Source organism: Cupriavidus sp. UYPR2.512 (genome assembly GCF_000379565.1).
Taxonomy (GTDB): domain Bacteria; phylum Pseudomonadota; class Gammaproteobacteria; order Burkholderiales; family Burkholderiaceae; genus Cupriavidus.
In genome coordinates this window covers 527664-552172 of record NZ_KB902852.1, presented here as the reverse complement: position 1 = coordinate 552172, position 24509 = coordinate 527664, and the positions used below count along the sequence as shown (strand labels likewise).

General features: G+C 64.1%; 22 protein-coding genes. 11 read left to right on the top strand and 11 right to left on the bottom strand.

What is annotated here, in order from left to right; all coding sequences use genetic code 11:
• Nucleotides 1-56: 56 nt before the first annotated feature.
• From A3A5_RS0102490 to A3A5_RS0102460, 7 genes are all read left to right on the top strand, one after another.
• Complete coding sequence (locus tag A3A5_RS0102490) at nucleotides 57-1346, top strand: styrene monooxygenase/indole monooxygenase family protein (protein WP_018309086.1); 1290 nt, start codon at nucleotides 57-59, stop codon at nucleotides 1344-1346.
• Between the two features lie 73 nt (nucleotides 1347-1419).
• Nucleotides 1420-1944 (top strand): flavin reductase family protein, encoded by a 525-nt coding sequence (locus A3A5_RS0102485; protein ID WP_018309085.1) that lies wholly within the window; start codon nucleotides 1420-1422, stop codon nucleotides 1942-1944.
• Nucleotides 1945-2037: 93 nt separating this feature from the next.
• Nucleotides 2038-3633, top strand: a complete 1596-nt coding sequence (locus A3A5_RS0102480; RefSeq protein WP_018309084.1) for an NAD(P)/FAD-dependent oxidoreductase — start codon at nucleotides 2038-2040, stop codon at nucleotides 3631-3633.
• A gap of 28 nt (nucleotides 3634-3661) precedes the next feature.
• A complete protein-coding gene (locus tag A3A5_RS0102475) occupies nucleotides 3662-4441 on the top strand; it encodes a cyclase family protein (protein WP_018309083.1) in 780 nt (259 codons plus the stop codon).
• A gap of 43 nt (nucleotides 4442-4484) precedes the next feature.
• A complete protein-coding gene (locus A3A5_RS0102470) occupies nucleotides 4485-5429 on the top strand; it encodes a transporter (protein ID WP_026200372.1) in 945 nt (314 codons plus the stop codon).
• 129 nt (nucleotides 5430-5558) lie between these two features.
• Nucleotides 5559-6800, top strand: a complete 1242-nt coding sequence (locus A3A5_RS0102465) for an adenylate/guanylate cyclase domain-containing protein (RefSeq protein WP_018309081.1) — start codon at nucleotides 5559-5561, stop codon at nucleotides 6798-6800.
• Nucleotides 6801-7111: 311 nt separating this feature from the next.
• Nucleotides 7112-7915, top strand: coding sequence for a BPL-N domain-containing protein (locus A3A5_RS0102460; RefSeq protein WP_018309080.1), 804 nt, complete (start codon nucleotides 7112-7114; stop codon nucleotides 7913-7915).
• 39 nt (nucleotides 7916-7954) lie between these two features.
• Here the strand turns inward: A3A5_RS0102460 and A3A5_RS0102455 are convergent, their stop codons facing one another.
• From A3A5_RS0102455 to A3A5_RS0102440, 4 genes are all read right to left on the bottom strand, one after another.
• Nucleotides 7955-9685, bottom strand: a complete 1731-nt coding sequence (locus tag A3A5_RS0102455; protein ID WP_018309079.1) for a biotin carboxylase N-terminal domain-containing protein — start codon at nucleotides 9683-9685, stop codon at nucleotides 7955-7957.
• Nucleotides 9686-9712: 27 nt separating this feature from the next.
• Nucleotides 9713-11356: a 5-oxoprolinase/urea amidolyase family protein gene (locus A3A5_RS0102450; protein ID WP_018309078.1), complete on the bottom strand. Its 1644-nt coding sequence runs from the start codon at nucleotides 11354-11356 to the stop codon at nucleotides 9713-9715.
• Nucleotides 11357-11383: 27 nt separating this feature from the next.
• Nucleotides 11384-12196 carry a putative hydro-lyase gene (locus A3A5_RS0102445; protein WP_018309077.1) on the bottom strand — a complete coding sequence of 271 codons (813 nt, stop codon included), beginning with the start codon at nucleotides 12194-12196 and terminating at the stop codon, nucleotides 11384-11386.
• 123 nt (nucleotides 12197-12319) lie between these two features.
• Nucleotides 12320-13579 (bottom strand): MFS transporter, encoded by a 1260-nt coding sequence (locus A3A5_RS0102440; RefSeq protein ID WP_018309076.1) that lies wholly within the window; start codon nucleotides 13577-13579, stop codon nucleotides 12320-12322.
• A 328-nt stretch (nucleotides 13580-13907) separates the two neighbouring features.
• On the opposite strand from A3A5_RS0102440, the gene A3A5_RS0102435 reads away from it, so the two are divergent.
• Nucleotides 13908-14576 carry a GntR family transcriptional regulator gene (locus A3A5_RS0102435; RefSeq protein ID WP_026200371.1) on the top strand — a complete coding sequence of 223 codons (669 nt, stop codon included), beginning with the start codon at nucleotides 13908-13910 and terminating at the stop codon, nucleotides 14574-14576.
• Nucleotides 14577-14683: 107 nt separating this feature from the next.
• On the opposite strand, the gene A3A5_RS0102430 is transcribed toward A3A5_RS0102435, so the two are convergent.
• A complete protein-coding gene (locus A3A5_RS0102430; RefSeq protein WP_232431248.1) occupies nucleotides 14684-15652 on the bottom strand; it encodes a GntR family transcriptional regulator in 969 nt (322 codons plus the stop codon).
• Nucleotides 15653-15907: 255 nt separating this feature from the next.
• Between A3A5_RS0102430 and A3A5_RS0102425 the strand changes: the two genes are divergently transcribed.
• Both A3A5_RS0102425 and A3A5_RS0102420 read left to right on the top strand, forming a co-directional pair.
• On the top strand, nucleotides 15908-17032 hold the full coding sequence (locus A3A5_RS0102425) for a nitronate monooxygenase family protein (RefSeq protein ID WP_026200369.1): 1125 nt from the start codon (nucleotides 15908-15910) through the stop codon (nucleotides 17030-17032).
• Nucleotides 17033-17116: 84 nt separating this feature from the next.
• Nucleotides 17117-17713, top strand: coding sequence for a DJ-1/PfpI family protein (locus A3A5_RS0102420; protein ID WP_018309072.1), 597 nt, complete (start codon nucleotides 17117-17119; stop codon nucleotides 17711-17713).
• Between the two features lie 34 nt (nucleotides 17714-17747).
• On the opposite strand, the gene A3A5_RS0102415 is transcribed toward A3A5_RS0102420, so the two are convergent.
• Nucleotides 17748-18392: a response regulator transcription factor gene (locus A3A5_RS0102415; protein WP_018309071.1), complete on the bottom strand. Its 645-nt coding sequence runs from the start codon at nucleotides 18390-18392 to the stop codon at nucleotides 17748-17750.
• 40 nt (nucleotides 18393-18432) lie between these two features.
• Nucleotides 18433-19371: a S1C family serine protease gene (locus tag A3A5_RS0102410; RefSeq protein WP_051108472.1), complete on the bottom strand. Its 939-nt coding sequence runs from the start codon at nucleotides 19369-19371 to the stop codon at nucleotides 18433-18435.
• A gap of 495 nt (nucleotides 19372-19866) precedes the next feature.
• Here A3A5_RS0102410 and A3A5_RS0102405 point away from each other — a divergent pair, with 495 nt between their 5' ends.
• Complete coding sequence (locus A3A5_RS0102405; RefSeq protein WP_018309069.1) at nucleotides 19867-20499, top strand: malonic semialdehyde reductase; 633 nt, start codon at nucleotides 19867-19869, stop codon at nucleotides 20497-20499.
• 12 nt (nucleotides 20500-20511) lie between these two features.
• On the opposite strand, the gene A3A5_RS0102400 is transcribed toward A3A5_RS0102405, so the two are convergent.
• The 4 genes from A3A5_RS0102400 to A3A5_RS0102385 form a co-directional block, all read right to left on the bottom strand.
• Nucleotides 20512-21891, bottom strand: a complete 1380-nt coding sequence (locus tag A3A5_RS0102400) for an FAD-containing oxidoreductase (protein ID WP_018309068.1) — start codon at nucleotides 21889-21891, stop codon at nucleotides 20512-20514.
• A gap of 161 nt (nucleotides 21892-22052) precedes the next feature.
• The gene (locus A3A5_RS0102395; RefSeq protein ID WP_018309067.1) at nucleotides 22053-22526 is read right to left on the bottom strand and encodes a MaoC family dehydratase; all 474 of its coding nucleotides are present in this window, start codon (nucleotides 22524-22526) and stop codon (nucleotides 22053-22055) included.
• Nucleotides 22527-22660: 134 nt separating this feature from the next.
• Complete coding sequence (locus tag A3A5_RS0102390; protein ID WP_026200368.1) at nucleotides 22661-23149, bottom strand: helix-turn-helix domain-containing protein; 489 nt, start codon at nucleotides 23147-23149, stop codon at nucleotides 22661-22663.
• 248 nt (nucleotides 23150-23397) lie between these two features.
• Nucleotides 23398-24450, bottom strand: coding sequence for an alpha/beta fold hydrolase (locus A3A5_RS0102385; RefSeq protein WP_018309065.1), 1053 nt, complete (start codon nucleotides 24448-24450; stop codon nucleotides 23398-23400).
• Between the last annotated feature and the right edge of the window lie 59 nt (nucleotides 24451-24509).

Genomic DNA, 24509 nt, shown 5'->3' with positions numbered 1-24509 from the left:
CAGCCGATTCCGCCCCCTGCGCCGGACACATAGAAGACACCCCACTGGAGAGACACATGACAACCCATTCCATTGCCAAGATCACGCCCCGCAAGATTGCCATTGTCGGCGCAGGCCAGGCCGGCCTGTTGCTCGGATGCGCCTTGCTCCAGCAAGGCTACGAGGTCACGCTGGTGACCAACCGCACCGCGGAGGAAGTCTGGAACGGTAAGGTGATGTCATCCCAATGCATCTTCGACCAGGCCCTTCAGATCGAGCGCAATTTCGGGATGAATCAATGGGAATCGCAGTGCCCCAACGTCAATGGTATTGGCCTGACCATCCCGACGCCCGATGGCAAGGGCGAGATGGCCATCCATTGGCGCGCTCGCCTGAATGCCTCTGCGCAGTCGGTGGATCAGCGTGTCAAGATGCCCGGATGGATGGCGGAATTTGAGACCCGCGGCGGCAATCTCCGCATCGAGAACGTCGAGATTCCCCAGCTTGAAGCATTGGCCGAAAGCCATGACCTGGTCCTGTTGGCAGGCGGCAAGGGCGAGATCGTCAACCTGTTGACCCGCAATGATGCGCGCTCTCCCGTTCGCCATCCGCAGCGCCAGCTGGCACTTGCCTACGTGACGGGGATGGAGCGCAGCGGCCCGTTTGAATGCGTCAATTTCAACCTGATTCCCGGTGTCGGCGAGTATTTCGTCTTCCCGGCCCTGACCACCAAGGGCAGCAACGAAACGCAAGCCTGTGACATCATGGTATTCGAAGCCATTCCCGGCGGCCCGATGGACCGTTGGGCTGATGTCAAATCAGCCGACCAGCACCTGGACGTCTGCCTGGGTATCCTACGCGATTACCTCCCTTGGGAAATCGAGCGGTGCGCCAATGTCCAACTCACCGATGCGAACGGCGTCCTGAGCGGACGTGTCACGCCGACCGTGCGTAACCCCACCCTTACGCTGCCCTCCGGCCGGGTTGTGATGGGCCTGGGCGACGCCGTCATGGTCAACGATCCGATCACCGGCCAAGGCTCGAATAACGCCACCAAAGGCGCCCTGCACTATTTCGACGCCATCCTGCGCCAGGGTGACAAGCCCTTCGACAAGGCATGGATGCAGTTAACCTTCGACGGCCTTTATGAGGGCTACGCAGAGCCGGTGATCCGCTGGACAAACTCTTTGCTGTTCCCGCCGCCGGACCACATCGTCAAGCTCCTGGCCACAGCGCAGCACGCGCCGCGTATTGCCCACCGCATCGCCAACGGCTTCAACGATCCGCGTGACTACGGCAGCTACTGGTTCGACGAGGAAGCCACCGACGCCTGGATCGCGCAAGAGTCCCAGACCCGGGCCGCCTGAAGACATCACAGCCTCACTAGAACAAATTGCCTGCTTGCCCCGTCATCGGCGCGGCAGGCCACAGGAGACAACCATGACCGACGCTCGCGAGTTTCGGAATGCCCTCGGCCGCTTTGCTACTGGCGTAGCCATCGTCACAACCCGCACCGCCGATGGCGAACCATGGGGCGTGACTGTCAATAGCTTCAGCTCGGTATCGCTGGAGCCGCGTCTGGTGCTGTGGAGCCTCGCAAAGAAGTCCTACAGCCTTGAGGCATTCCAGAAGACCGGTAGTTTCGTTATTCACGTCCTGGCTTCCAACCAGGAAGATGTCTCGAACCGCTTCGCGCGCGGCGCGGACGGCAAGTTCGTTGGTATCTCATGCACGGATGGCATCGAAGGCTCGCCTGTTCTGCCAGGGTGCGCGGCGGTCTTTCAATGCCGCAATGCGCAGCAGTTCGATGGGGGCGACCACATTATTTTCATTGGCGAAGTCCATCATTTCGACACATCGGACCGTGAATCCCTGCTCTTCTATAAGGGCGGGTATGCCCGCGCTGCCAATGCGCTCACCGACCTTGCAGAGCTGATCCGCAGCGAGTACAGCGCAGCGACCTAGATGCCGCACGCGGCCGAGCGTTCAGGACAAATGCAGGCCAACGCCGCGGCCAAACGCATTGCCCCCTTCGTATCCTTGCCCCCGGGATAATCCATGAGTACCTATGACGCCGTCATTGTCGGCAGTGGTATCAATTCGCTTGTCTGCGCTGCCGTCCTCGCCCGGCGTGGCAAACGCGTCTGCGTGCTGGAACGCAACAGCACGCTGGGCGGATGCATTCGCACCGAGTCCCTGAACGCACCGGGTTACCTGCACGACACGTTGTCCACCGCACACCCACTGTTTGTCACCTCGCCCGGCTACGCGGAGCTGAAGGACGATCTCCATCAGGCGGGGCTCAGCTACCGCAATAACGACACGCCCACGGGCGTATTACTACCCGACAATCGTTCGCTGATCTTAGCCACCTCCCGCGAGCGCAATGTCAGCGCATTCAATGCGCTGGCAAGCGGCGACGGCGATGCCTATATGGCCGCCATGCAGGAGGTCGAGCGGAATGCCGGACTGGTGTTCTCGCTGCTCGGCAACGAGCTTTGGAGCGCGGGTGTGGCAAGGACGGTGGCTGGCCGCCTGTGGAAGCAAGGCGTGCATGACACTGTTGCCTTCTTCTCCCCCGCGCTGATGAGTTGCCGGAATTGGCTGGAGACCCGCGTCAAATCCGACCTGGTCCGGGCGCTGCTGGCACCTTGGGTATTGCATACCGGCCTTGGCCCGGAGAGCGCCATGTCTGCGCTAATGGGCAAAGTGGTCGCGTTCAGCCTGGAGGCCGTGGGACTGCCAATCGTCCAAGGCGGCAATGCCCGGACGGTCGATGCATTTCGCCGGATCATCGAAAGCCGGGGCGGTGCGCTCCATGTCAATGCCGATGTCGAGGATATCTTGGTCCTCGGCGGCGCGGCGCGGGGCGTAAGGACACGGGACAAGCGCGTATTCACGGGCAAGGAAATTATCTGCAATGTCACCCCTGGGCAGCTCTACGGCAAGCTGCTGGCCCCTGAACACGTTCCGGCTGGTCTGCGGCAACAGGCCGCAGAGTACCGCTATGGAAAGGGCAATATGCAGATTCACTTGTCGTTGTCAGCCCCGCCGGACTGGCCCCAAGAGCATCTGCGGGACGTCATCTACCTGCACCTTACCTCTGGTCTGGACGGCGTCTCCAGGGCAGTCAGCGAAGCAGAGCGCGGGCTGCTTCCAGCCGAAGGTACGGTTTGCGTTGCCCAGCCTTGTGCGGTTGACCCGTCGAGGAGCCCGGCTGGTGGCTGGATACTCTGGATCCAGGTCCCCGAATGCCCGCGAAGTATCAAAGGCGATGCCTTGGGAGAAATTCCCGCCCCCGCGGACGGCCGCTGGACGCCGGAAATCAGAGAACGCTACGCGGACCGGATCATCGAGCGCATTGCGCGCCAGGTTCCAAACCTGAAGGCGAGCATCGTCGGGCGGACTGTCCTGTCCCCGGCGGACCTCGAAGCGATGAACATCAATCTCGTCGGCGGCGACCCCTATTCCGGCGAATGCAGTATTGACCAGTTCATGTTCTGGCGGCCACTTCCAGGGGTCAAGGATCACGCAACGCCGGTCAAGCATCTCCACCATATCGGCGCCTCTACGCATCCAGGGCCCGGTCTTGGCGGCACATCTGGTTACCACGTCGCCAATGCGCTCGCACGGAAGCGGGCGAAATCAAACTGAAAGTGAAAAGATCTGAAAGGAGACAACCATGAGCAACAGCCTCGCCCAGTTTGCAGCAGACCTTCTGGCTGGCCGCATCCGCGTGGTCGACCTGACCCAAACTCTGAGTCCCGAGTTTCCGACCATCTCGCTCCCGCCCGAGATGGGCCAGACCTGGCCCTTCCGGCAAGAGACCATCTCCCGCTATGACGAGCGGGGCCCGAACTGGTACTGGAATAACTTTTCCTGCGGCGAGCATACCGGCACCCATTTCGACGCGCCCGTCCATTGGGTATCCGGCAAGGATCTGCCGGACAATACGACCGACACCATCCCCGCTGAGAAATTTTTCGCCAACGCCTGCGTCATCGACTGCTCCAGCGAGGCCGCCGAAGACCCGGACTTCCTGCTCACTGTCGACGCCGTCAAGGCATGGGAAGCCCGGCATGGACGCATCCCGCCCCGCTCCTGGGTCCTGATGCGTACCGACTGGTCCCGGCGCACTAGTCCCGAGGCGTACCTGAATGCGCGCGATGATGGCATGCACACCCCCGGCCCCGACCAGGGAGTCGTCCAGTGGATGATCGAAGAGCGCGATGTCCATGGATTCGGCGTCGAGGCAATTGGTACCGACGCGGGCCAATCCTATGGCTGGGAGTTTCCGTTCCCGTGCCATTACCTGATGCACGGCAACAACCGCTACGGTCTGCAATGCCTGACCCATCTCGACCAGCTTCCTCCGCAGGGCGCACTGATTGTCGCTGCCCCGCTGAAGATCAAGGATGGCTCTGGCAGTCCGCTACGCGTCCTTGCCTTGATTCCCGGCTGACATTCCATCCGCTCGCCCATAACCACAAAAGGAGGAGAACGAATTGAAGAAACGAGCCATCGCGGCCATGCTGGCCGGTTTGCTTGCGCTAGTCGGCAACCAAGCCTTCGCCAAGGAAGGTGCAGACCAGTATCCAAATGGCGCCGAAAGCTGGATGTCGGGAGCATTGCCCCCTCCCGGCACATACTTTCTCAATTACACCGGCTACTACGGCGGCAAACTCAAGGACGGCAACGGCGACAACGCCAGCATTGGAGGGAATCCCGCCAAGGTGGATGCCTGGTTTGACGCCGTGCGTCTCGTCAAGGTAACGGACTTCACGATCCTTGGCGCAAGCTGGGGCATGCAGGCAATCGTCCCGCTGGTCTATCAATCGATGAATCTCCCCCAGTTGGGCGGCCGCCGCAGCGCCACCGGCCTGGGTGACATCTCGATCGACCCGATTGTCCTCGGCTGGCATGGTGACAACTGGCATGTCACGACTGGCCTGGACATCTACCTGCCAACGGGACGATACGACCAGAACGATCCCAGGACCAGCATCGGCGCGAACTACTGGGCCTTCGAGCCGGTCGCCGCATTCACCTGGCTGGGCCAGGGCGGCTGGGAAGTCTCCGCCAAGGTCATGTACAACATCAAGGGCAAGAACAAGGACGCGAACTTTGGCGGCATGACTGGAAATTATCAGTCAGGGCAGGAACTGCACGTGGACTATGCCTTTGGCAAGCATATCGGCCCGTGGACTGTCGGCTTGAGCGGCTATTATCTGAAGCAAGTCACGGACGACAAGTTCAATGGCACCGTGGTACCGGAGGTGCCCGGCGTGTGGAGCCGGGGCCGACGTGGTGAAGTGCTCGCCATTGGCCCGAGTGTCTCCTATACGAATGCCAAGGGCACCAGCTTCGTCGCCCAATGGCAGCATGAAGCGTATGCCGAGAACCGGTTTGCCGGCGACAAATTCTGGTTCAAGGTGGTTACAGCGTTCTAACGACGACGGGTCCGCGGGAGCGGACCCGCAAAGCCGGGGTATGCTCCAATGGGAGGCAGCCCTGTATGCTGCCGGGATCAGCCGGCAGGCTGGTTCCACAGCCAGCCCGAGGGGCGAAAGAGGTGAAGCATGGCTATCATCAGTCGCCAGCTGTTCTCTAACTCCGCAGAGTTCCGGGTGCGCGATGTAACGCTCTCCGCGAGTGACGATTTCGATACCCAAAGGGACAAGCTCGCACGCATCATGCTGGATGCGATGTACCAGTTTGTCGGCCTTCTGGATGTCGACGGCAAGATGCTCGAGATTAACCGCGCAGCGCTCGAAGGGATCGGCATCCGGATGGACGATATTCGGGGAAAGCCATTCTGGGAGGCACGCTGGTGGGTCATCTCGCAGGAGAGCCAGGCCTTGCTGCAAGCGCTAATCCGGCGCGCAAGCCAGGGCGAGTTCGTCCGAGGTGACTTCGAAGTCTACGGTCAAGCGAGGGGCGAAGAGACAATCATTGTCGATTTTTCGCTCTTGCCCATTCGGGATTCGAATGGCACCGTTGTGTTTCTGCTCCCTGAAGGCCGCAATATCACGGAGAAGAAGCACGCAGAAGCAGCGCTCGCCCAAAAGAACGAGGAACTGCAAGCCAGCTGGGAGTTGATTCGGAGGCAGCGCGACGAACTCCAGAGCCTCTACGATAAGCTCATGACAGAGCAGAAATTATCAGAGCGGCTGCTGCTCAATTTGCTTCCCTACCCCATCGCCGAGAAGCTGAAGACGCGCCCTGATCTGGTCGCCAACAGTATTCCCGAGATTATCGCTGACAGCTTCTCTGAAGTATCAGTTCTATTCGCGGACATCGTCGCCTTCACCCGGTTTTCGGCTGACATGAGCCCCGAGCAGTTGGTTGCTGTCCTCAATGAAATCTTTTGCGAGTTTGACATCATTGCGGACTATTGCGGCCTCGAAAAAATCAAGACCATTGGCGATGCCTATATGGCCGCCGCGGGGCTCCCCGAACCCGCCGCGGATCACGCAGTACGAGCAGCGGAGATGGCGTTGGGCATGGTAGACGCCCTCATCCACGTCAACCAGCGCAGCGGCTACAACCTGCAAATGCGCGTTGGCATCAATAGTGGGCCAGTGGTCGCCGGGGTCATCGGCAAGCGCAAGTTCATATACGACTTATGGGGGGCCGCGGTCAATACGGCCAGCCGAATGGAATCGCACGGTGTCGCCGGGCGGATCCAGGTGACAGGCGCAACCAGGCGTCTTCTTGACGAACTCTATTTGTTCGAGGAGCGGGGGACAATCGAGGCTAAGGGAATTGGCGCACTGCATACTTGGTTCCTGACCGGCCGTAAAGATACGCCGCCGAGATAGGATCCTGTTGGGTTTACAACGGGCTTTAGTTGTCCATTGCTTGTATCCCCACGAAACAAGTGCTTCGGTAGCCTCATTTCCACGAGGTTCTGGACGGGAATTGCTTGAAATCCGGTCACGATTCTCCAAATTTCCCATGTTGGCGATGTCACCGAAATCTTGCCGGCCGGCAGCGTTATGCTTGAATCCATTCAGGGCAACGGTGCCTTGTCGACACACAACAAGAGCACCTGTCACCCAACCTCCTCTCCGGGAGAGGTACCGGAGCCGTCCCGTGAGTTCACGTTCGTAATGCAAAAACGGATGCCGGTATGCCAAGGCCCCAGATCCTGACCTATGTCGACGCCGGCGCTTCCGACTGGACCGCGTGCCTGATGCGGACCATCGGGCACCAGCTCCATGCCAGCACCTACGAGATCCGAGCGGTGATGGCAGACGAGATCCGGCACGACACCACGCTGTTCGATGGTGCGGTGCTGTTTGTCATGCCGGGGGGCGCCGACCTTCCCTACTGTGCAATGCTGAACGGTGCGCCGAACGTGCGCATCCGGCATTTCGTCGAGCAGGGCGGCGTCTACCTCGGGATTTGCGCAGGCGCTTACTACGCATGTCGGGAAATGGCGTTTCACGCCGGCACCAGGGGCGCAATCTGCGGCCCGCGCGAACTGTGCTTTGTCGACGCGGTGGCAGTGGGCTCGCTGCCAGAACTTACTGATGGCATGCTGTATGACGGCACGCCGCGTACCACGGCCGCGGTGAAACTGCGGACCACGGACAGGCTGACCGATGTCCCGATGTCGCTATACACCCACTACCATGGCGGCTGCCGCTTTGACTTCGGCGACGCCCCCGGCGCTGACACGCAGGTCCTGGCCGTCTATGCGGATATCGATGGCACGCCGCCCGCCATCGTCAGTTCACGGGTTGGCAAGGGCCGCGCGGTGCTCGCGGGCGTCCACCTGGAGATCTCCGAGCGGGAGTGCAAGGATGCGCTGCGCGGACACAGCGATATGCCTGAACACCTCCATGTCTGCCACCGGCTGGCGGAGACAGGCGATACACGCCTGGCGGTGTTTCGCCAGTTGCTGGCGCACGCGGGGCTTGCGCTGAGCTGAGCGGCACGCCCTACCCTTTGGCCGGCATGCTTAGTGAATTCACACAATGTTAACCAGCCGCGTCCCCGCCGTCAGGAAAGTGCCTGCGGCCGCCTGCCACGTTACGCGGCCGCCGCGATGCGCATGGACTTGCATCTCCATCTTCATTGCTTCCATCACGGCGATCAAATCGCCTTCCTTGACCTCGTCACCCACTGCGACCTTCCAGGTCTGCACGGTGCCGGCGATCGGGGACGGCAGGTCCGCCGGGTCGGTAGCGGCGGCCTGGGCCAGCGCCGCGGCGCTGCCTTGCCCGGGCGCGTCGGCGAGGCCGCGCAGCAGCTGCGCCGGCAGGCCCAGCACCATGCGCCGGCCGTCGATCTCGATGGCGGTGCGCAGCAGGCTGGCATCGTGCTGGGGCTCGGCACGGGTGGCCGCCGCCAGCGGTTCGGCGAAGTCCGACTCGATCCAGCGCGTGTGGACCCTGAAGCCATCCGCGCCGAGGAAATCTGCGTGGTCGATCACCGCACGGTGGAACGGCAGCACCGACGCCACACCCTCGATACGGAACTCGCGCAGCGCACGGCGTGCGCGCGCCAGCGCCTGTTCGCGCGTGGCACCGGTCACGATGAGCTTGGCCATCAGCGAGTCGAATGTGCCGGGGACCACCGAGCCCGACTGCACGCCCGAGTCCACGCGCACCCCGGGGCCCGACGGAGCCTCGAAGGTTTGCACCGGCCCGGGCGTGGGCAGAAAGCCGCGGCCCACGTCCTCGGCGTTGATGCGGAACTCGATCGAATGGCCCAACGGCGCCGGGGTTTCGGTAATGGAGAGCGGCAAGCCATCCGCCACCCGCAATTGCTCGACCACCAGGTCCACGCCGGTGGTCTGCTCGGTCACGGGGTGCTCCACCTGCAGGCGGGTGTTGACCTCCAGGAAGGAGATCGCGCCGCTGGCGCTGAGCAGGAATTCCACGGTGCCGGCACTGGTGTAGTTGGCCGCCGCGCAGATGTCGCGGGCGGCGGCGTGGATACGCGTGCGCTGCGCGTCGGTCAGGAACGGCGCGGGGGCTTCTTCGACCAGCTTCTGGTTGCGGCGCTGCAGCGAGCAGTCGCGCGTGCCCAGCACCACGACATTGCCATGCTGGTCGGCCAGTACCTGCGCTTCGATATGGCGAGGCTTGTCGAGGAACTGCTCAACGAAGCATTCGCCGCGCCCAAAGGCAGTGACAGCTTCGCGCACGGCGGAGGCGTACAGCTCTTCAACCTCATCCATGCGCCATGCGATCTTCATGCCGCGGCCGCCGCCGCCGAAGGCTGCCTTGATGATAATCGGCAGGCCGTTCTGCTCGGCAAAGGCCAGTACCTCGCTGGCGTCCACGACCGGGTCGGGCGTGCCGGCGACCAGCGGGGCACCAACCTGCAAGGCGATCTTGCGCGCTTCCACCTTATCGCCCAGCCGGGCAATCGTGGCGGGAGACGGGCCAATCCAGACCAGGCCGGCATCGATCACTGCCTTGGCAAAGGCTTCACTTTCCGACAGGAAGCCGTAGCCCGGATGCACGGCATCTGCCCCGCTGCGTCGGGCGATATCGAGCAGCTTGGGAATGTTCAGGTAGGTGTCAGCCGGACGGTCGCCATCCAGGCCATAAGCCTCGTCGGCCAGCCGCGCGTGCAGCGCGTCGATATCAGCATTGGCATACACGGCCACCGACCCGACGCCGTAGTCGGCACAGGCGCGGATGATGCGGACGGCAATCTCGCCACGGTTGGCAATCAGGACTTTCTTCATCGCAAATCTCGGTTGGGGCTTGTGCGCTCAGGCGGCAGACGGTCGCTGCGCCGACGGTTGCAGTTCTGACGGTTGAAGTTCTTCGAAGGCGCCGACCGGGTTGAAGCGCAGCCAGGCGCCAACCGGAATCTGTCCGGCGCGGTCCAGGTGGTAAGGAGCCACGGCCCCGATCACGGGGTAGCCGCCGGTCAGCGGGTGGTCGGCCAGGAACAGCACGGGTTGGCCGCTTGGCGGCACCTGCAACGCACCCAGGGCGGTGCCCTCGCTGGGCAGCTCGCCGGTGATGGCGCGCTCCAGCGGCACCTCGCCGGCCAGGCGCAGGCCCACGCGGTTGGATTGTGGGGTGACTTGCCAGCGCTGCGCAGCAAGGCGCGCCACGGACTCGGCAGTGAACCAGTCGGTGCGGGGACCGAGCACCACATCCAGCACGACGTCCTGCGCCACCGTGGGCAGGTCGGCGGCAGGCAACCCGGGGGGGCCCACGACGGCGCCGGCCGGTGCCGCCAGCAGGTCCAGCACATCGCCCACGGCCAGCGGCGCGGGGCCGACCTTGGCCAGTGTGTCGGTAGCACAACTGCCCAGGACCGGCGCGACGGCAAACCCGCCGCGTGCAGCCACATAGCTCCGGGCGCCGGCAAGAGGCTGACCGATGCTTAGCGTGTCGCCATCGGCCAGCGCCACGGCCTGGTGGTTCGGGACGCTCCATAGGCGGCCATCGGCAGTGCGCACCGTCAGCGCCGCATCGGCGCCGGTGACAGCCAGCACGGTTTCGCCCACGCTCTGCAGTTGCAGGCCGCCGCCCACGGTCTCGAGCGCCGCGCAGTCGCTGCGGTTGCCGACCAGGCGGTTGGCCATCTTGAGGGCGGCCTGGTCCATCGCACCCGAGGCCGAGACGCCCTGCCCCGCCTGGCCGTGCCGGCCCAGGTCCTGGAACACCGTCTGCAGCCCGGTGGCCTTCACCTTCAGCGCCGCGGCAGCAGGCGCCTTGTCCGTCGGCAACGGCTGGCGCGCCGGGGCGCCAGCGGCGATGGCGCTGCCCGCATCGAGCACGCCATCGAGCGTGGCGATGTCGATGAACCGCACACGATAGCCGGGCAGCAGCAGCGCAGGCTGTTCGCGATTCAGGTCCCACATGGCCACGGGGGTGACCCCGATGATCTGCCAGCCGCCCGGGCTGGCCTGCGGGTACACGCCGCTGAAGGTGCCCGCCAGGCCCACGGCACCGGCGGGAATACGCGTGCGCGGCGTACTGCGGCGCGGCACGTCGAAGCTGGGATGGCCGCCGCTGAGATAGGCAAAGCCTGGCGCAAAGCCGGTAAAGGCAACGGTGTATTCGCTGCCGGTGTGGCGGCGCACCACTTCCGCGGGCGTGATGCCAAGCAGCTGGGCCACCTCGGCCAGGTCCTCGCCGTCATAGCGCACCGGAATCTCGACCAGGATGTTGCTGCGCCCGACGCGCTGCGACAGGTCGCGCGCGGCGATGGCCCGTACCAGCGCGGCGGCGCTGGTGGCCACTGGGCGGAAGTGAACGAGGATGGTGCGCGCGGCGGGCACGAGCTCCGCCACGCCGGGTAGGGGATCGCGCTGCAGCGAGGCCAGCAAGGCCAGCGTCTGGTCCAGGTCGGCCAGTTCCACCAGCAGTGCATTCGAAGTGACGGGCAGAAAACGCAAAACGAGCTCCGCAATGACCCGGAGGTCCTAGACGTGATACGTGCTGTCTGGCACGTCGGTAATGAACATGTGGCCCGGCGCATGCGTCACGGCGAACGGCACGCCTGACGCCATCACGGCCGCCTGGGGCGTGACGCCGCAAGCCCAGAACACCGGGATCTCGCCTGGCTCGATACGCACGGCGTCACCAAAGTCAGGCCTGGCGAGGTCGGCAATGCCCAGCGCGGCCGGATCGCCGACATGGACGGGCGAGCCGTGCACCGACGGGAAGCGTCCGCTGATGGAAACCGCATCGGCAACCCGATGCGCAGGGATGGGCCGCATGGACACGACCATCTCGCCATGCAGGCGGCCCGCCGGTCGACACTGGCGGTTGGTGCGGTACATCGGCACGTTGGAACCGTCGGCGATATGCCGCACCTCGATGCCTGCCTCTTGCAGCGGCGTCTCGAAGGTGAAGCTGCAGCCGATCAGGAAGGTGACCAGATCCGGGTGCTCAGTCCACAGGGGCGTGGCATCCGCCACCTCCTCCACCAGCTCGCCATTGCGCCACACGCGATACAGCGGGATGTCGGTGCGGATATCCGCCCCTTCCGCCAGCACGGTCTGCTGTGCACCCGCTTCGATCACGTCGAGCACGGGACAGGCCTTGGGATTGCGTTGCGCGTACAGCAGGAAGTCCCAGGCCCAGTCGCGCGGCAACGCGATCATGTTGGCTTGCGTCATCCCCGGTGCAATGCCGGCGGTAGGCTGTACCGTGCCGGCACGGTAGCTTGCGCGCGCTTCGCGCGCGGCGTTCACGGCGGCGATGCGGGCGCGTTCCAGTGCGGAATCTTGCATGAGTGTTGCTCCAGTGTCGTGGATCAGGCGAACGCGCGAATCTTTACGCCGTCGCGCCCCAGGAGGTGGATTTGCATAGTGTCAGGTCTGCCGTGCGCGGAGCTCTGGCCGTGTTGGCGGTGATCAATGCGCAGCCTCGGCCTCGGCCCCGGCTTCGGCGAGCAGTTCGCGCCCTTGCGTTTCCGGCAACAGCAGGCAGGCGATGACGACCAGCCCATAGGCGCCGGCGGCGAGATAGCCGATGGCAACACCCAGCGACATCGATGCGCTCATATGCCCGATCATGGCCGGGAATACCGAACCGACGGCACGGCCAAAGTTGTAGCAGAAGCCCTGGCCGGAGCCGCGGATATGGCTCGGGTACAGCTCCGTCAGGTATGCCCCCATCCCCGAGAAGATGCCGGACAGGAAGAAACCCAGCGGGAAACCCAGCACCAGCATGGCAGCGTCGGTGATCGGCAACTGCGTATAGCAGATCACGAGGAAGGCCGCGCTCACCGCAAACAGCATAAAGCAGCGCCGGCGCCCCAGGTGGTCGGATAGCCAGGCGCTGGTCAGGTAGCCGGCGAAGGACCCGGCGATCAACACCATCAGGTAACCGCTGGTGTTGAGCACGGAGAGATTGCGCTCCATCTTGAGGTAGGTGGGCAGCCAGGTCGTCACCGAATAGTAGGCACCTTGCATACCGGTCGCCAGCAGGCTTGCCAGCACCGTCACGCGCAGCACGCCGGGCTTGAAGATCAGCATGAAGTTATTGCTTTGGCCGGTGCGGGCCAGCTTGGCCCTGGTTTCCTGATACACCTCGGGCTCGGAGATATTGCGGCGGATATACAGGATAAAGATCGCCGGCAGCACGCCGGCCCAGAACAGCACGCGCCATGCGTATTGCTGCTCGAACACGGCATAGACCGCCCAGAATGCGATCGCCGACAGGCCCCAGCCGATGGCCCAGCTGCTTTGCACCAGTCCGACCGCCTTGCCGCGGTGGCGGGCCCGGATCATCTCGGCGATCAGCAAGGAACCGACCGACCATTCACCGCCAAAGCCCAGGCCTTGCAGCATGCGGGTCAGGAACAGTTGCTCGGGGGACTGGGTGAAGCCGCTCAGGAACGTAAAGAAACTGAACCAGAGCACAGTCAGCTGCAGGATCCGCACGCGACCATATTTGTCGGCCAGGATGCCGGCCAGCCAGCCGCCGATGGCCGAGCTGATGAGCGCGCCCGTCGCGATATAGCCCGCCTCCGCCTTGGTCATGCCCCACACCAGGATGAAGGTGGGGATCATGAAGGTGTAGATCATGTAGTCGAAGGCATCGACCCCATAGCCGACGAAGGCGGCAAAGAGCGTCTTGCGCTCCGTCTGGTTTGTTTCTTTAAGCCACATGGTTGCGCTCACTATGGATAAGGACAAAGCGTGGACAAGGCTCGTCGCGCTGTCTTCACGACGAAGTTCCGGTAGCGAGCAAGACCGCTATTCAGCGGCCCCGCACCCCAACCGCTGTTTAGCAAAACACATGCCATGTTCATTTATATGCACGTATGACTCAACCACCATGACTTATTGTTGAACAATATGGCTTGTTGTTCGATCGTGGTATACACCTAAGTCCCGTTTGCAGGGCATACTTCGCACCAATCTTGTGCCTATTGTTCAACAAAGTGAGATAACATCCCGCACGGGGCATGCCGGAACCTGTCGCCCCGAAGCCAACATGACATCCAGTACTGACGTAAGAAATCTGGCCGAGCGGGTCACGGAGCAGATTCGCCAGCGCATCGTGCATGGCGAATTCGCGCCCGGGCAGCGCTTGTCGGAAGCCGCGCTTAGCGAGAGCCTGCAGATCTCGCGCAATACCTTGCGCGAGACCTTTCGCGTGCTGACCAAGGAAGGCCTGCTCAAGCACGAACCCAACCGCGGGGTATCCGTGGCGATTCCCAGCATCGCGGCCATCATCGACATCTACCGCGTGCGCCGCATGATCGAGTGCCAGGCCATCGCCCAGGCCTACCCCAGCCATCCGGCCAGGAAGCACCTGCGCGAAGCGGTGGAAATGGGACTGCGCTGCCGCGACAGCGGCGACTGGCAAGGCGCGGGCACCGCCAATATGGAGTTCCATATGGCCATCGTGGAACTGGCCGACAGCGAGCGGCTGAACGTGATGTTCTCCCACCTGCTCGCCGAGCTGCGCCTGGCTTTCGGCATGCTGCAGGATCCGGAATTCCTGCATGGCCCATATGTCGAGATGAACCAGCACATCCTGCAGTTGTTCGAGTCGGGCAAGCTCGCAGAGTGTGCCGCAGCCCTCAACGACTACCTGGCGCAGTCCGAGCGCATCGTGCTGTCGGTTTGCGCCCGGCACCCGATTTTCAAGGGGCGTTGAACGCCGGCGCTGAGCGTATCCATGCGTAGCTGCTGCGCGCCGGGCCCCGATGGCCACTGCCTGCTCAAGATGCGGAGCTATGCATTGTCGGCAAGGCGATAGGGTCCTCACTTCACGGCAAGCGTAAACGGCAGCAGCAGCGCATTCACAAGCAGCAAGCCATAGACCACCACCACCGCGGCCGGGATGGCGAAACGCGTCCGATCCTGTGCGCGCGCGGCACGGCGCGTCCACAGGAAACCCGCGCCCATCACGGCAAGTCCGGAAAGCAGGCTCTCCACGGCAAGGGCTGGCGGATAGGGCCTGGCCGGGCTGCCGTTCTTGTTCTCGGCAACGGGAAGAGTTGTGCCTTGCCAGACAGGCAGCGCTTGGGCAGCGGGAGCCGTCGGCCGTGTTGTTTCGACGGGCTCCGGTCCGGCCGAGATGGCAGGCGGCTCCGCCGGCGGCGGCTCTTCTTGCACGCGCTGCGTCGGCGCAGGGGTCTGCGTTGAGGGCTGCGTTGAGGGCTGCGTTGAGGGCTGCGTTGAGGGCTGCGTTGAGGGCTGCGTTGAGGTCTGCGAGGCCGGTGCAGAAGCCGCCGCAGGCGACGGTGCCGCCTCCTGGCTGGCCGGGGTCGACCTGGCCGTTGCCGCTTGATTCGCGGCGTCGGACCGGCCCGGCGTGATTCGCATCGAATCCCGCTCCCGCCAGAATTTGGCAAACATGCTTTCCAGGCAGCGTACCGAGTCGCAGGCATCGCGCCGGCCGCGCCACGCGGCGATGTCCGAGTCCAGGATCCTGCCCTTGCGCAGCATCCTCTGCTGCTCCGCGTAGATGCGCTCGTAGCGCTCTGACAGCCTGGGGGTATCGCAGATCAGGTGCCGCTGGCGCGCCTGCGGGCCGGCCTCGCCTGTCGCAAGGTTGCATCTCACCCCGGAGCCATCCGGGTTGTTGCAGCGGACAGGGGATTCGCGCGCAGTTGGTTTGCAGACGATGTCAGAAGCCCACGCGCCGCTTGCGGCGAAAAGGCCCGCTGCTACGCCCACGGAAACGATCGTGGCCAGGCGCCCTGTGATCCTCTTCATCATGTGCCCCATCGAAGCGGCCCCAAGGCTTTCAAGCTAGTCGATAGTTGCCGGGTATCCCAAGCGCGCAATGCCGGGCGCGTGCGGTAAGTCACCTTGTCCCGTACCGACAGGTCCGCATGCGTCGCGCGATGAACAATGTTTTGCGAAGCCGCAGCAACATCTCACGCCGCCAGATTTCATGGCATGCTCGATACCCTGCGATACAGCCTCGCCTTCGATCATTTCCCGAGCGGAATCCTGCACTTCAAAGAGAAAGAGACTCTCATGGACACTTCCAGGCCTTCCAGCCACCGCCGCAACCTTCGTTCGATCCTGGGCATTTCCACGCCCATCGTCCAGGCGCCCATGGCCGGTGTCAGCACAGCGGCCATGGCTGCCGCCGTGTCAGAGGCCGGCGGGCTGGGCTCGCTTGGCGTTGGGGCAATGGACGCGCAAGCCGCGCGAAAGATAATCCGCGAGACACGAGCGCTGACTGGCAAGCCATTCAACGTCAACCTGTTCTGCCACGCCCCCGCCAAAGCCGATGCGGCGCGCGAGCAGGCCTGGCTCAGCTACCTTGCCGCCCAGTTTGCCGAGCACGGCGGGACCACACCCGCGAGCTTGCGCGAGATCTACAAGAGTTTCGTGGCCGACGACGCCATGTTCCAGATGCTGCTGGAAGAAAAGCCAGCGGTTGTGAGCTTCCATTTTGGCCTTCCCGACCAAGAGAAGATCGACGCGCTGCGCGGGGCCGGCATTGTGCTGCTGGCCAGTGCAACGTCCCTGCATGAGGCCCGCCAGATAGAGGCCGCCGGCGTGGACGCCATCGTCGCGCAAGGCATTGAAGCTGGCGGACACCGCGGCGTCTTCGACACCGACGGATACGACGAAGGCCTTGGCACGCTGGCCCTGGTGCGTCTTCTGGTGCTGGGCACGAAACTTCCGGTGATTGCCTCGGGCGGCATCATGGACGGGGCAGGCATTGCCGCGGTGCTGGCTCTCGGGGCGGAAGCCGCCCAGCTTGGCACGGCATTCGTCGCCTGCCCGGAGTCATCCGCGGATGCCGCCTATCGCGCGGCGCTGACCGCGCCCCAACCGCGCCCGACCACGCTCACCCGCGCCATATCGGGCCGCGCGGCCAGGGGCTTCACCAACCGGCTCACGGCACTCGGCATCGCCGCCGACGCACCTCCGGTTCCGGATTACCCGATCGCCTATGACGCGGGAAAGGCGCTTCACGCCGCGGCCAAGGCCGCGGGGAGCGCGGAGTACGCAGCGCAGTGGGCCGGGCAGGCAGCGCCGTTGGCCAGGTCCCTGCCGGCCGCGGAGCTGGTGGCGCAACTCAGGTCGGAGCTCAGGGAAGCGATCCTGCGAATGGCGACGTTTGCGGACCCGCAGGACGCAGCCTGAGCGTATCTATAACAATTATTTGAATGTACTGACTCTCGGCTCTACGATGGCGCAACCCAACGTCTCCACTGCCACGAGGCCCCCATGCACATCGCCATCCTGACCTTCGAAGGTTTCAACGAACTCGACTCGCTGATCGCGCTCGCCATCCTCAACCGGGTCAGGCGGCCCGGCTGGCGGGTTTCAATCGCCAGTCCGGCGCCCAGGGTGCGTTCGCTGAATGGTGTGGTGATGGAGGCGCAAGCATCGCTGGAGGACGCATGCAACGCGGACGCTGTGCTGGTGGGTAGTGGGATACGAACCCGGGACGTCGTCGCCGATGCCGCGCTGATGTCGCAACTCCGCCTCGACCCGACGCGCCAGTTGTTGGGCGCGCAATGCTCGGGCACGCTCATACTCGCCAAACTGGGCTTGGTGAACGACGTTCCGGCCTGTACGGACCTGACCACCAAGCCATGGGTAGTGGAGGCCGGCGTGGCCGTGCTCGATCAGCCGTTTGTCGCCAAGGGAAACGTTGCAACCGCCGGCGGGTGCCTGGCGTCGCAGTACCTGGCCGCCTGGTTCATCGCCCGTCTGGAAGGCGTCGAGGCTGCACGCAGCGCGATTGACTATGTGGCGCCAGTGGGCGAGAAGGAGGCCTACGTGACGCGCGCGATGGCGAACATTTCGCCGTTCCTCTGATGCGCGCTGGTGATGTGACTCCGGGCTGAGCCTCCTACACCATGATGAGGCCGTGCCGCATGCCCTGCAATACAGCCTCCGTGCGGCTGCTTGCGCCGAGCTTGCCGAAAATGGCGGAGAGGTGGAACTTCACCGTGTTATCCGATATGTCGAGTTGGCGCGCGATTTCCTTGTTGCCAAGCCCTTCGGCGAGCATGGCCAGCACTTCAAGCTCGCGTGGGGTGAGCGTTTCGGTCAGAGCCGCGGATGCCGTCTGGCGAGGTGCCCTGCGCTGCGCCAGCAGCCTGGCGAGGATCTCCGGGGACAGCACGCAAAGTCCCGCGGCCACAGCTTCGATCGCGGCGATGATTTCGCCGGGCGTCGCGCCGCGCGGCAGCAGTGCCGTGGCGCTGGCGCCCAGCGCCTCATGGATCCCTTCGCTGTCCGCCTCGTCGGTGAGCAGGACCAGCGCCGGCGCTGCGGGATCGCGGCCCGCCTCTGGCACCGGCAGGTCACCGGCCTGCGGCTCAAGTTCGATCACGACCACATCCGGCACGTCGCCGGCAAAGCGGTCGGCAATCCCTGCGGTGTCGGCCGCGCTGCCTGCGAAATCCAGCGCCGGCGCCGCCTCGACAAGCACCTGCAGGCTTGCCCGCGCCTGCGGCGAGGCGGCGACCACGGCAACCCTGACCGGGCTCATCGGTGTCATCCTGGCATCCGGCATGCGGCTGGCATGAATCTCAGCCGCACGACTTCCGTTGCTGGCGTTCGCCCACCGTGACCGAGCATTCGCTGCGTTCGCCACCCCGGATCAGCCCGATCTTCAGCAACTGCCCGACACGGTCGCCGCCCAGCGCGGCATGGACGTCGTCCATGTCTTGGCATGGCTTGCCATCCAGTTCGACCAGCACATCCCCGATCAGCACCCCGGCTTGCTCCGCGGGCCCGCCCGCCGCAAGCGATACCACCAGCAGCCCGCGCCCGGACGCCAGATTCAGCTTCGTCACCCATGTGTCCGACAGGTTCACCGGCTGCGTGCCCACGCCGAGGTAGCCGTGCGAGACACGTCCTTTGCTCAGCAGTTCGCCGCTCACGCGTGCCACTGTCGCTGCCGGTATCAGGATGCCAGCGCCAGGCGCGAGCGCCGATGTGCACAGGCCCATGACCCGCCCCTGCATATCCGCCAGGGCCGCTCCGGAGAAACCGGGGCGCAGGCCGCCGTCAAGCCGCACGAAGGCGTCGAACTGCCCGCCTCGCCAGGTACGCCATGGACCGCCGGCAGTGCCGACAACGCCGAAATCCGCGCTGGTGCCGAGCCGGTCCACTCGCGCCACCGCGAGCACCAGATGGCCCGCTTTGAGGGCGCGCGCATCACCCGTCTCGACCGGGTTCAACTCCACGCCATCGAGCCTCAGTACGGCCAGGTCGGTGCCAGGGTCCCGTCCCGCCAGGACGGCCGCCACGGTACGGCCATCGGCCAGGGTGACTTCAATGCCGTCTTCCTGCCTGAGCGTATGCGCGGCCGTGACCACCACGCCGGGTTGCCAGATGACTCCACTGGAGGGAAAGCGATGCCGTCCGTGCACCGCGACGACACTCTGGCCGACGCGCTCGGCAATGGCTGCCAGGTTGGCGGAAAGATCCTGCAAGGGATTTCCGCCGGGGGTTGAGGTTTCCATGGTGATGACTCCTGCCATTTGCTACGTGAACCGATGCGTCGCGCGCCCGGCCAGCTTGAGGAAGCCAGGCAGGCAAGCGCAGACGAGTGGTTTCACAATGACAGGCGCGCGACGGCCGCGCACCACCCGGATGGGTAGCTGGTGCAGGGAGGACTCGCGCGCGGCGTATGTGCTTGTACGAGCCCTTGTCTTCTCGCCCATTGTTCCCCCATTTTTCGTGGCACAGGTGCGCCAAGTGTTCACCAGTATCGCCCCGAGCACCAGGGCCGGCAATCGTCACTCCGACCGGATCACTGCGCGTTTCCCCCGGCGTGCCAAAGCGGCTTTTCGGATACCTGAGCCCCTGCCCGTGCTGGCACATGCTGATGGCACGGACAAGCCCGGCGGATCCATGCGAAAGCCGGCGGCGCGGCGGCGAGCGGCGCTGCCTATGCTAGACAGAAGCGGCCCCCGGCCGGGCAGCCGCGTGGTCCCATTTCGTTTCAGGAGATAACCATGAACAAGCGCTTGAGTGAAGAAGGCATGGATCTGCTCTTTCGCGAGGCTCGCACGCACAGCGCATGGCTGAACCAGCCTGTGAACGACGAAACCCTGCGGCAGCTCTATGACTTGATGAAATGGGCGCCGACCAGCGCCAACAGCTCTCCCGCGCGCATTCTGTTCCTGCGTACCCCTGAGGCCAAGCAGCGCCTGCTGCCCGCGCTGGCGCCGGGCAATGTAGAGAAAACCATGGCCGCACCGGTCACAGCCATCATCGCCTATGACATCAAGTTCTACGAACTTCTGCCCAAGCTGTTTCCGCATGCGGACGCACGCTCGTGGTTCGCCGAAACCCCCGAGCTTGCACTGGCTACCGCGAGGCGAAACAGTTCCCTTCAGGGCGCGTACTTCATCATTGCCGCCCGCTCGCTGGGGCTCGACTGCGGGCCGATGTCCGGCTTCGACAATGCCAAGGTCGATCACGAATTCTTTCCCGCGGACCCTAAGGACAATGCCTTCCAGCTCGAATATTTCCCGGACAGCCACGTGAAATCGAACTTCCTGTGCAACCTGGGCTATGGCGACCCTGCCAAGCTGTTTCCGCGCAGCCCCCGCCTGGAATTCGACGAGGCGTGCAAACTGCTCTGAAGGAGGCAGTAACTAGGCCTGCACCCGCAGCTCCTGCAGCAGCGTCGGTATCAGCTCGGACACCGTGGGATGGATGTGCATCGCGCGGCTGATGGTGGCATAGGGTGCTTTGGCATACATAATATCGAGCAGCGAGTGAATCACCTCGTCGCCGGTCACGCCGAGGATCGCGGCACCGAGGATCATGTGGGTATCGGCGTCGACCACGACTTTCATGAAGCCCTGGCTCTCGCCCTTCTCCACGGCCCGCCCGACGCGGCTCATGGGGCGAGAGCCGACCAGCAGCCTGCGTCCGGATTGCCGGGCTTCTGCTTCCGTCATGCCGGCGCGGCCGAGCGGAGGGTCGATGAACATGGCATAGGCCGCGATGCGGTCCGTCAGTTGGCGGGGATCGTTGTCGAGGAGGTTGGCAGCGACGATCTCATAGTCGTTGTATGACGTATGCGTGAACGCCCCGCGGCCATTGCAATCGCCTAGCGCCCAGATGCCAGGGACGTTGGTGCGCAACTGTTCGTCTACCTGGATATAACCGCGAGCGTCGGTCTCGACCCCGGCCTGGTCCAGCCCCAGGTCCTCGGTGTTGGGAACGCGCCCAACCGCCAGCAGCAGGTGCGAGCCGTGGACGTCGCGCGCGCCATCCGAACAATCCAGCCCGACCGCAATGTGATCGCCTTCCCTGCGCGCGCTCAGGCAGTTGGCATTGAGCCGGATTTCAATCCCCTCGCCTTCCAGGATCTCCCGCACTGCCTGCGACACATCCTCGTCTTCGCGCTGTATCAGGCGCGGGCCTTTTTCGACAACGGTCACCCTGGCCCCAAAACGCCGGTACATCTGGCCAAACTCGAGGCCAATGTAGCTGCCGCCAACGATGATCAGGTGCTCCGGCAGGAAATCCACCTCCATCATGCTCGAGTTGGTGAGGTACGGTACCTGGTCCAGCCCTGGCATGGGCGGAACCAGGGCCCGGCCGCCGACGTTCACGAAAATCCGGTCGGCTTCCAGCAGTTCGCCGTTGATCCGCACACTATGCGCGCTTTCAAAACGGGCGTGCCCCTGATAGACCGTGCCGTTCTCCAGGCTGCGCATCCACTGTTCCACACCATTGCTGGAACGGCCGGAGATCTCGTCCTTGCGTGCCTTCACTTGCTTCATGTCGACGGCGACCGGCCCGCCGATGGTCACACCGTACTCGGCAGCCCGCCGCGCCAGTTGGGCTGCGTACGCGCTCGCGATGAGGGTTTTGGTGGGAATGCAGCCGGTGTTCACGCAGGTGCCGCCAAAACGCGCGCGCTCGATAACGGCCAGTTTCATGCCCGCGCCAGCCAGCCGCGCAGCGAGGGCGGGGCCGGCTTGCCCAGTGCCGATGATGATCGCGTCGAATCCTTGAGCCATCACGATTCTCCTTGCCTGGTACCGCAAAGCCACAAGCTACTTTAGGTGGTAGGACGCTGCCCTGCCAGCTACGCGTAGGCGCCGACGCGCCGAATTCATTGCCGCGAATAAGAAATGGAAGGAGTAGCCACCCATGGCCCCGGCACGGGGTACAGGAATCCTCACGACCCCTCTGTCTGCGCGGCGGCTGCGGGGCGCCGCTGGACGATCAGGTTGACGGTGAAAACCTGCACGGGCTCATCGGCCTGGTTGACGGTTGTGGTACGCACCTTCACGATGCCCTGGTCGGGGCGCGATTTCGAAATCCGCACTTCCAGTATCTCGCTCTCGATATGCAGCGCATCGCCAGGGCGAACCGGTTTTGGCCAACGCAGCTCCTCGAAGCCCGCGCCGACGATGCCGCCTGCGGGCCGGAATTCGCTGTCGACCAGCAGGCGCATCGTCAGCGCAGCGGTATGCCAACCGCTCGCAGCCAGTCCACGAAAGAGCGTGTCGCGGGCAGCGGCTTCATCGAGATGGAAAGGCTGCGGGTCGAACTCGGCCGCAAAGGTCTTGATCCTTTCAGGCTCGACAGTCAGCCGCCCCGAACCATATTTTTGGCCCGCCGCGAGATCCTCAATGTATTGAATGTTCATGCTTGTTCCTCCAGATGGTTTGGCGCCGATCTTTCCATTGGCCGCACGCACTTCAACTGAGGCGCCATGCGGTATACGCGCGGCGGCCGGTTTCTGAAGGTTGCAATAAGAATTGGCTGCGCGGGAATTCCGGCTCAGGCTTCTGCCGAGCGGGACAGCCGCTGGCGCACGCGGTCGCTGGCGGCGGGGCCGGGCGCAAGGTGATAGTCAGCATCGGTGACCGGGCGTCCGTTGGCGGCGTCGACCAGCACAGGCTCCACGCGCACGCCGGTGCGCCGGTTGGCCAGTTGCACGCTTTCGCCTTCGGGCGCGAGATGCTTGTTGCCCCAAGCCAGCATCGCCAGCAGCACCTGGCGGAAATCGCGCCCGCGCTCGGTCAGGATGTACTCGGAGCGCGGTGGCCGATCGCAGTACTGGCGACGCTCCAGCATGCCTTGTTCGACAAGCGAGTTCAGGCGACGCGTGAGCATATTGGGCGCGATATCCAGGTTTTGCTGGAACTCATCGAACCGGGTCACGCCGTAAAAGGCTTCGCGCAGGATCAATACGCTCCAGCTGTCGGCAACGCGGGCCGCGGTGCGTGCGATCGGACACGGGGTTTCACCAAGTGGCTTCCTCTGCATGACTGGGTTCCTCGAAAAACCTACTTGCTATCGATTTGAAAGTTAGTCTAGAGTAGTCACTATCATCATGCAAGTTCGTTTTTCGCTTGGGCTGTATTCCGCCCCGAGAAGCGAGAAGAACTGGCGCGCATGGTCCGGGGCATGCCCGACCATGCGCACCGATGGCCTGCGCCGCCCAGCTCCGATGCCAGCGCCGATAACGTCATGGCAGCCAGTATCAGCAATCTGCGCATTGCGCCCCTCACCCGTCAGCGCCTGTCAACATCGAGCACCGCCTGGGCAAACGCGGTGGGCGCTTCCTGCGGCGGGTTGTGGCCGATCCCGCCCGTCAATTCCCGGTGCTCGTACCGGCCCGTGAACTTGCTGGCATAGGCGCTGGGCTCAGGGTGCGGCGCGCCGTTGGCATCGCCTTCCATGGTGATGGTGGGCACGCCGATGGCGGGCGCCGTGGCGAGCCGCTTCTCGATGTCATCGAACCTGTCCTCACCGGTCGCCAACCCCTGCCGCCAGCGGTAGTTGTGAATGGTGATTTCGACGTGGTCGGGATTGTCGAAGGCGGCGGCGCTGCGATTGAACGTCGCATCATCGAACTTCCATTGCGGCGATGCCAGTTTCCAGATCAGCCTGGCAAACTGGTGCGTGTACTTCTGGTAGCCGGCGCGGCCCCGATCGGTGGAGAAATAGAACTGGTACCACCACTGGAGCTCGGCCTCAGGCGGTAGCGGCTGCTTGCCGGCTGCCTGGTTGCCGATCAGGTAGCCGCTTACCGAGACCAGCCCCCTGCAGCGGTCCGGCCAGATCGCCGCCATGATGTCCGCGGTACGCGCGCCCCAGTCAAAGCCGGCCACTACGGCGTTGCGGATATTCAGCGCGTCCATCAGCGCGATCATGTCGGCGGCGATCGCTGCGGGCTGGCCGTTGCGCATGGTGTCGGCTGACAGGAAGGCCGTCGAGCCAAACCCACGCAGGTGGGGAATGATCACCCGATAGCCGCGGGCCGCCAGCAGGGGGGCCACGTCGACAAAGCTGTGGATGTCATAGGGCCAGCCGTGCAGCAGCAGCGCAACGGGCCCGGTGGCGGGGCCGGCCTCGGCGTAGCCGATATTGAGCACGCCGGCGTTGACCTGCTTGATCGGCGCGAAGCTGGCATGGGTGCCCGGCGTGGTCAAGGGCAGCGCCGGCGCCTTCGACACACCGGTTTGCGCGCGGGCGGCCTGCGGCAGCCCGAACGGCGCGGTGGCCAGCGTCGCTGCCGCTGCACTCAGAAAGCCTCGACGGGGTAAATTGACTGTCTTCGACATCTTCCTCTCCTGTTGGCGTGATCAATGTGAGCATGAGTCTAGGAGGGCATGGCAAGCGG

Coding starts and splice junctions, on each gene's coding strand:
- A3A5_RS0102485 (WP_018309085.1), top strand. CDS start 1,420: ATGACCGACGCTCGCGAGTTTCGGAATGCCCTCGGCCGCTTTGCTACT.
- A3A5_RS0102410 (WP_051108472.1), bottom strand. CDS start 19,371: ATGGAAACCTCAACCCCCGGCGGAAATCCCTTGCAGGATCTTTCCGCC.
- A3A5_RS0102405 (WP_018309069.1), top strand. CDS start 19,867: ATGAACAAGCGCTTGAGTGAAGAAGGCATGGATCTGCTCTTTCGCGAG.
- A3A5_RS0102490 (WP_018309086.1), top strand. CDS start 57: ATGACAACCCATTCCATTGCCAAGATCACGCCCCGCAAGATTGCCATT.
- A3A5_RS0102460 (WP_018309080.1), top strand. CDS start 7,112: ATGCCAAGGCCCCAGATCCTGACCTATGTCGACGCCGGCGCTTCCGAC.
- A3A5_RS0102385 (WP_018309065.1), bottom strand. CDS start 24,450: ATGTCGAAGACAGTCAATTTACCCCGTCGAGGCTTTCTGAGTGCAGCG.
- A3A5_RS0102420 (WP_018309072.1), top strand. CDS start 17,117: ATGCACATCGCCATCCTGACCTTCGAAGGTTTCAACGAACTCGACTCG.
- A3A5_RS0102400 (WP_018309068.1), bottom strand. CDS start 21,891: ATGGCTCAAGGATTCGACGCGATCATCATCGGCACTGGGCAAGCCGGC.
- A3A5_RS0102430 (WP_232431248.1), bottom strand. CDS start 15,652: ATGGGGCACATGATGAAGAGGATCACAGGGCGCCTGGCCACGATCGTT.
- A3A5_RS0102445 (WP_018309077.1), bottom strand. CDS start 12,196: ATGCAAGATTCCGCACTGGAACGCGCCCGCATCGCCGCCGTGAACGCC.
- A3A5_RS0102455 (WP_018309079.1), bottom strand. CDS start 9,685: ATGAAGAAAGTCCTGATTGCCAACCGTGGCGAGATTGCCGTCCGCATC.
- A3A5_RS0102440 (WP_018309076.1), bottom strand. CDS start 13,579: ATGTGGCTTAAAGAAACAAACCAGACGGAGCGCAAGACGCTCTTTGCC.
- A3A5_RS0102395 (WP_018309067.1), bottom strand. CDS start 22,526: ATGAACATTCAATACATTGAGGATCTCGCGGCGGGCCAAAAATATGGT.
- A3A5_RS0102415 (WP_018309071.1), bottom strand. CDS start 18,392: ATGAGCCCGGTCAGGGTTGCCGTGGTCGCCGCCTCGCCGCAGGCGCGG.
- A3A5_RS0102425 (WP_026200369.1), top strand. CDS start 15,908: ATGGACACTTCCAGGCCTTCCAGCCACCGCCGCAACCTTCGTTCGATC.
- A3A5_RS0102480 (WP_018309084.1), top strand. CDS start 2,038: ATGAGTACCTATGACGCCGTCATTGTCGGCAGTGGTATCAATTCGCTT.
- A3A5_RS0102390 (WP_026200368.1), bottom strand. CDS start 23,149: ATGCAGAGGAAGCCACTTGGTGAAACCCCGTGTCCGATCGCACGCACC.
- A3A5_RS0102435 (WP_026200371.1), top strand. CDS start 13,908: ATGACATCCAGTACTGACGTAAGAAATCTGGCCGAGCGGGTCACGGAG.
- A3A5_RS0102465 (WP_018309081.1), top strand. CDS start 5,559: ATGGCTATCATCAGTCGCCAGCTGTTCTCTAACTCCGCAGAGTTCCGG.
- A3A5_RS0102475 (WP_018309083.1), top strand. CDS start 3,662: ATGAGCAACAGCCTCGCCCAGTTTGCAGCAGACCTTCTGGCTGGCCGC.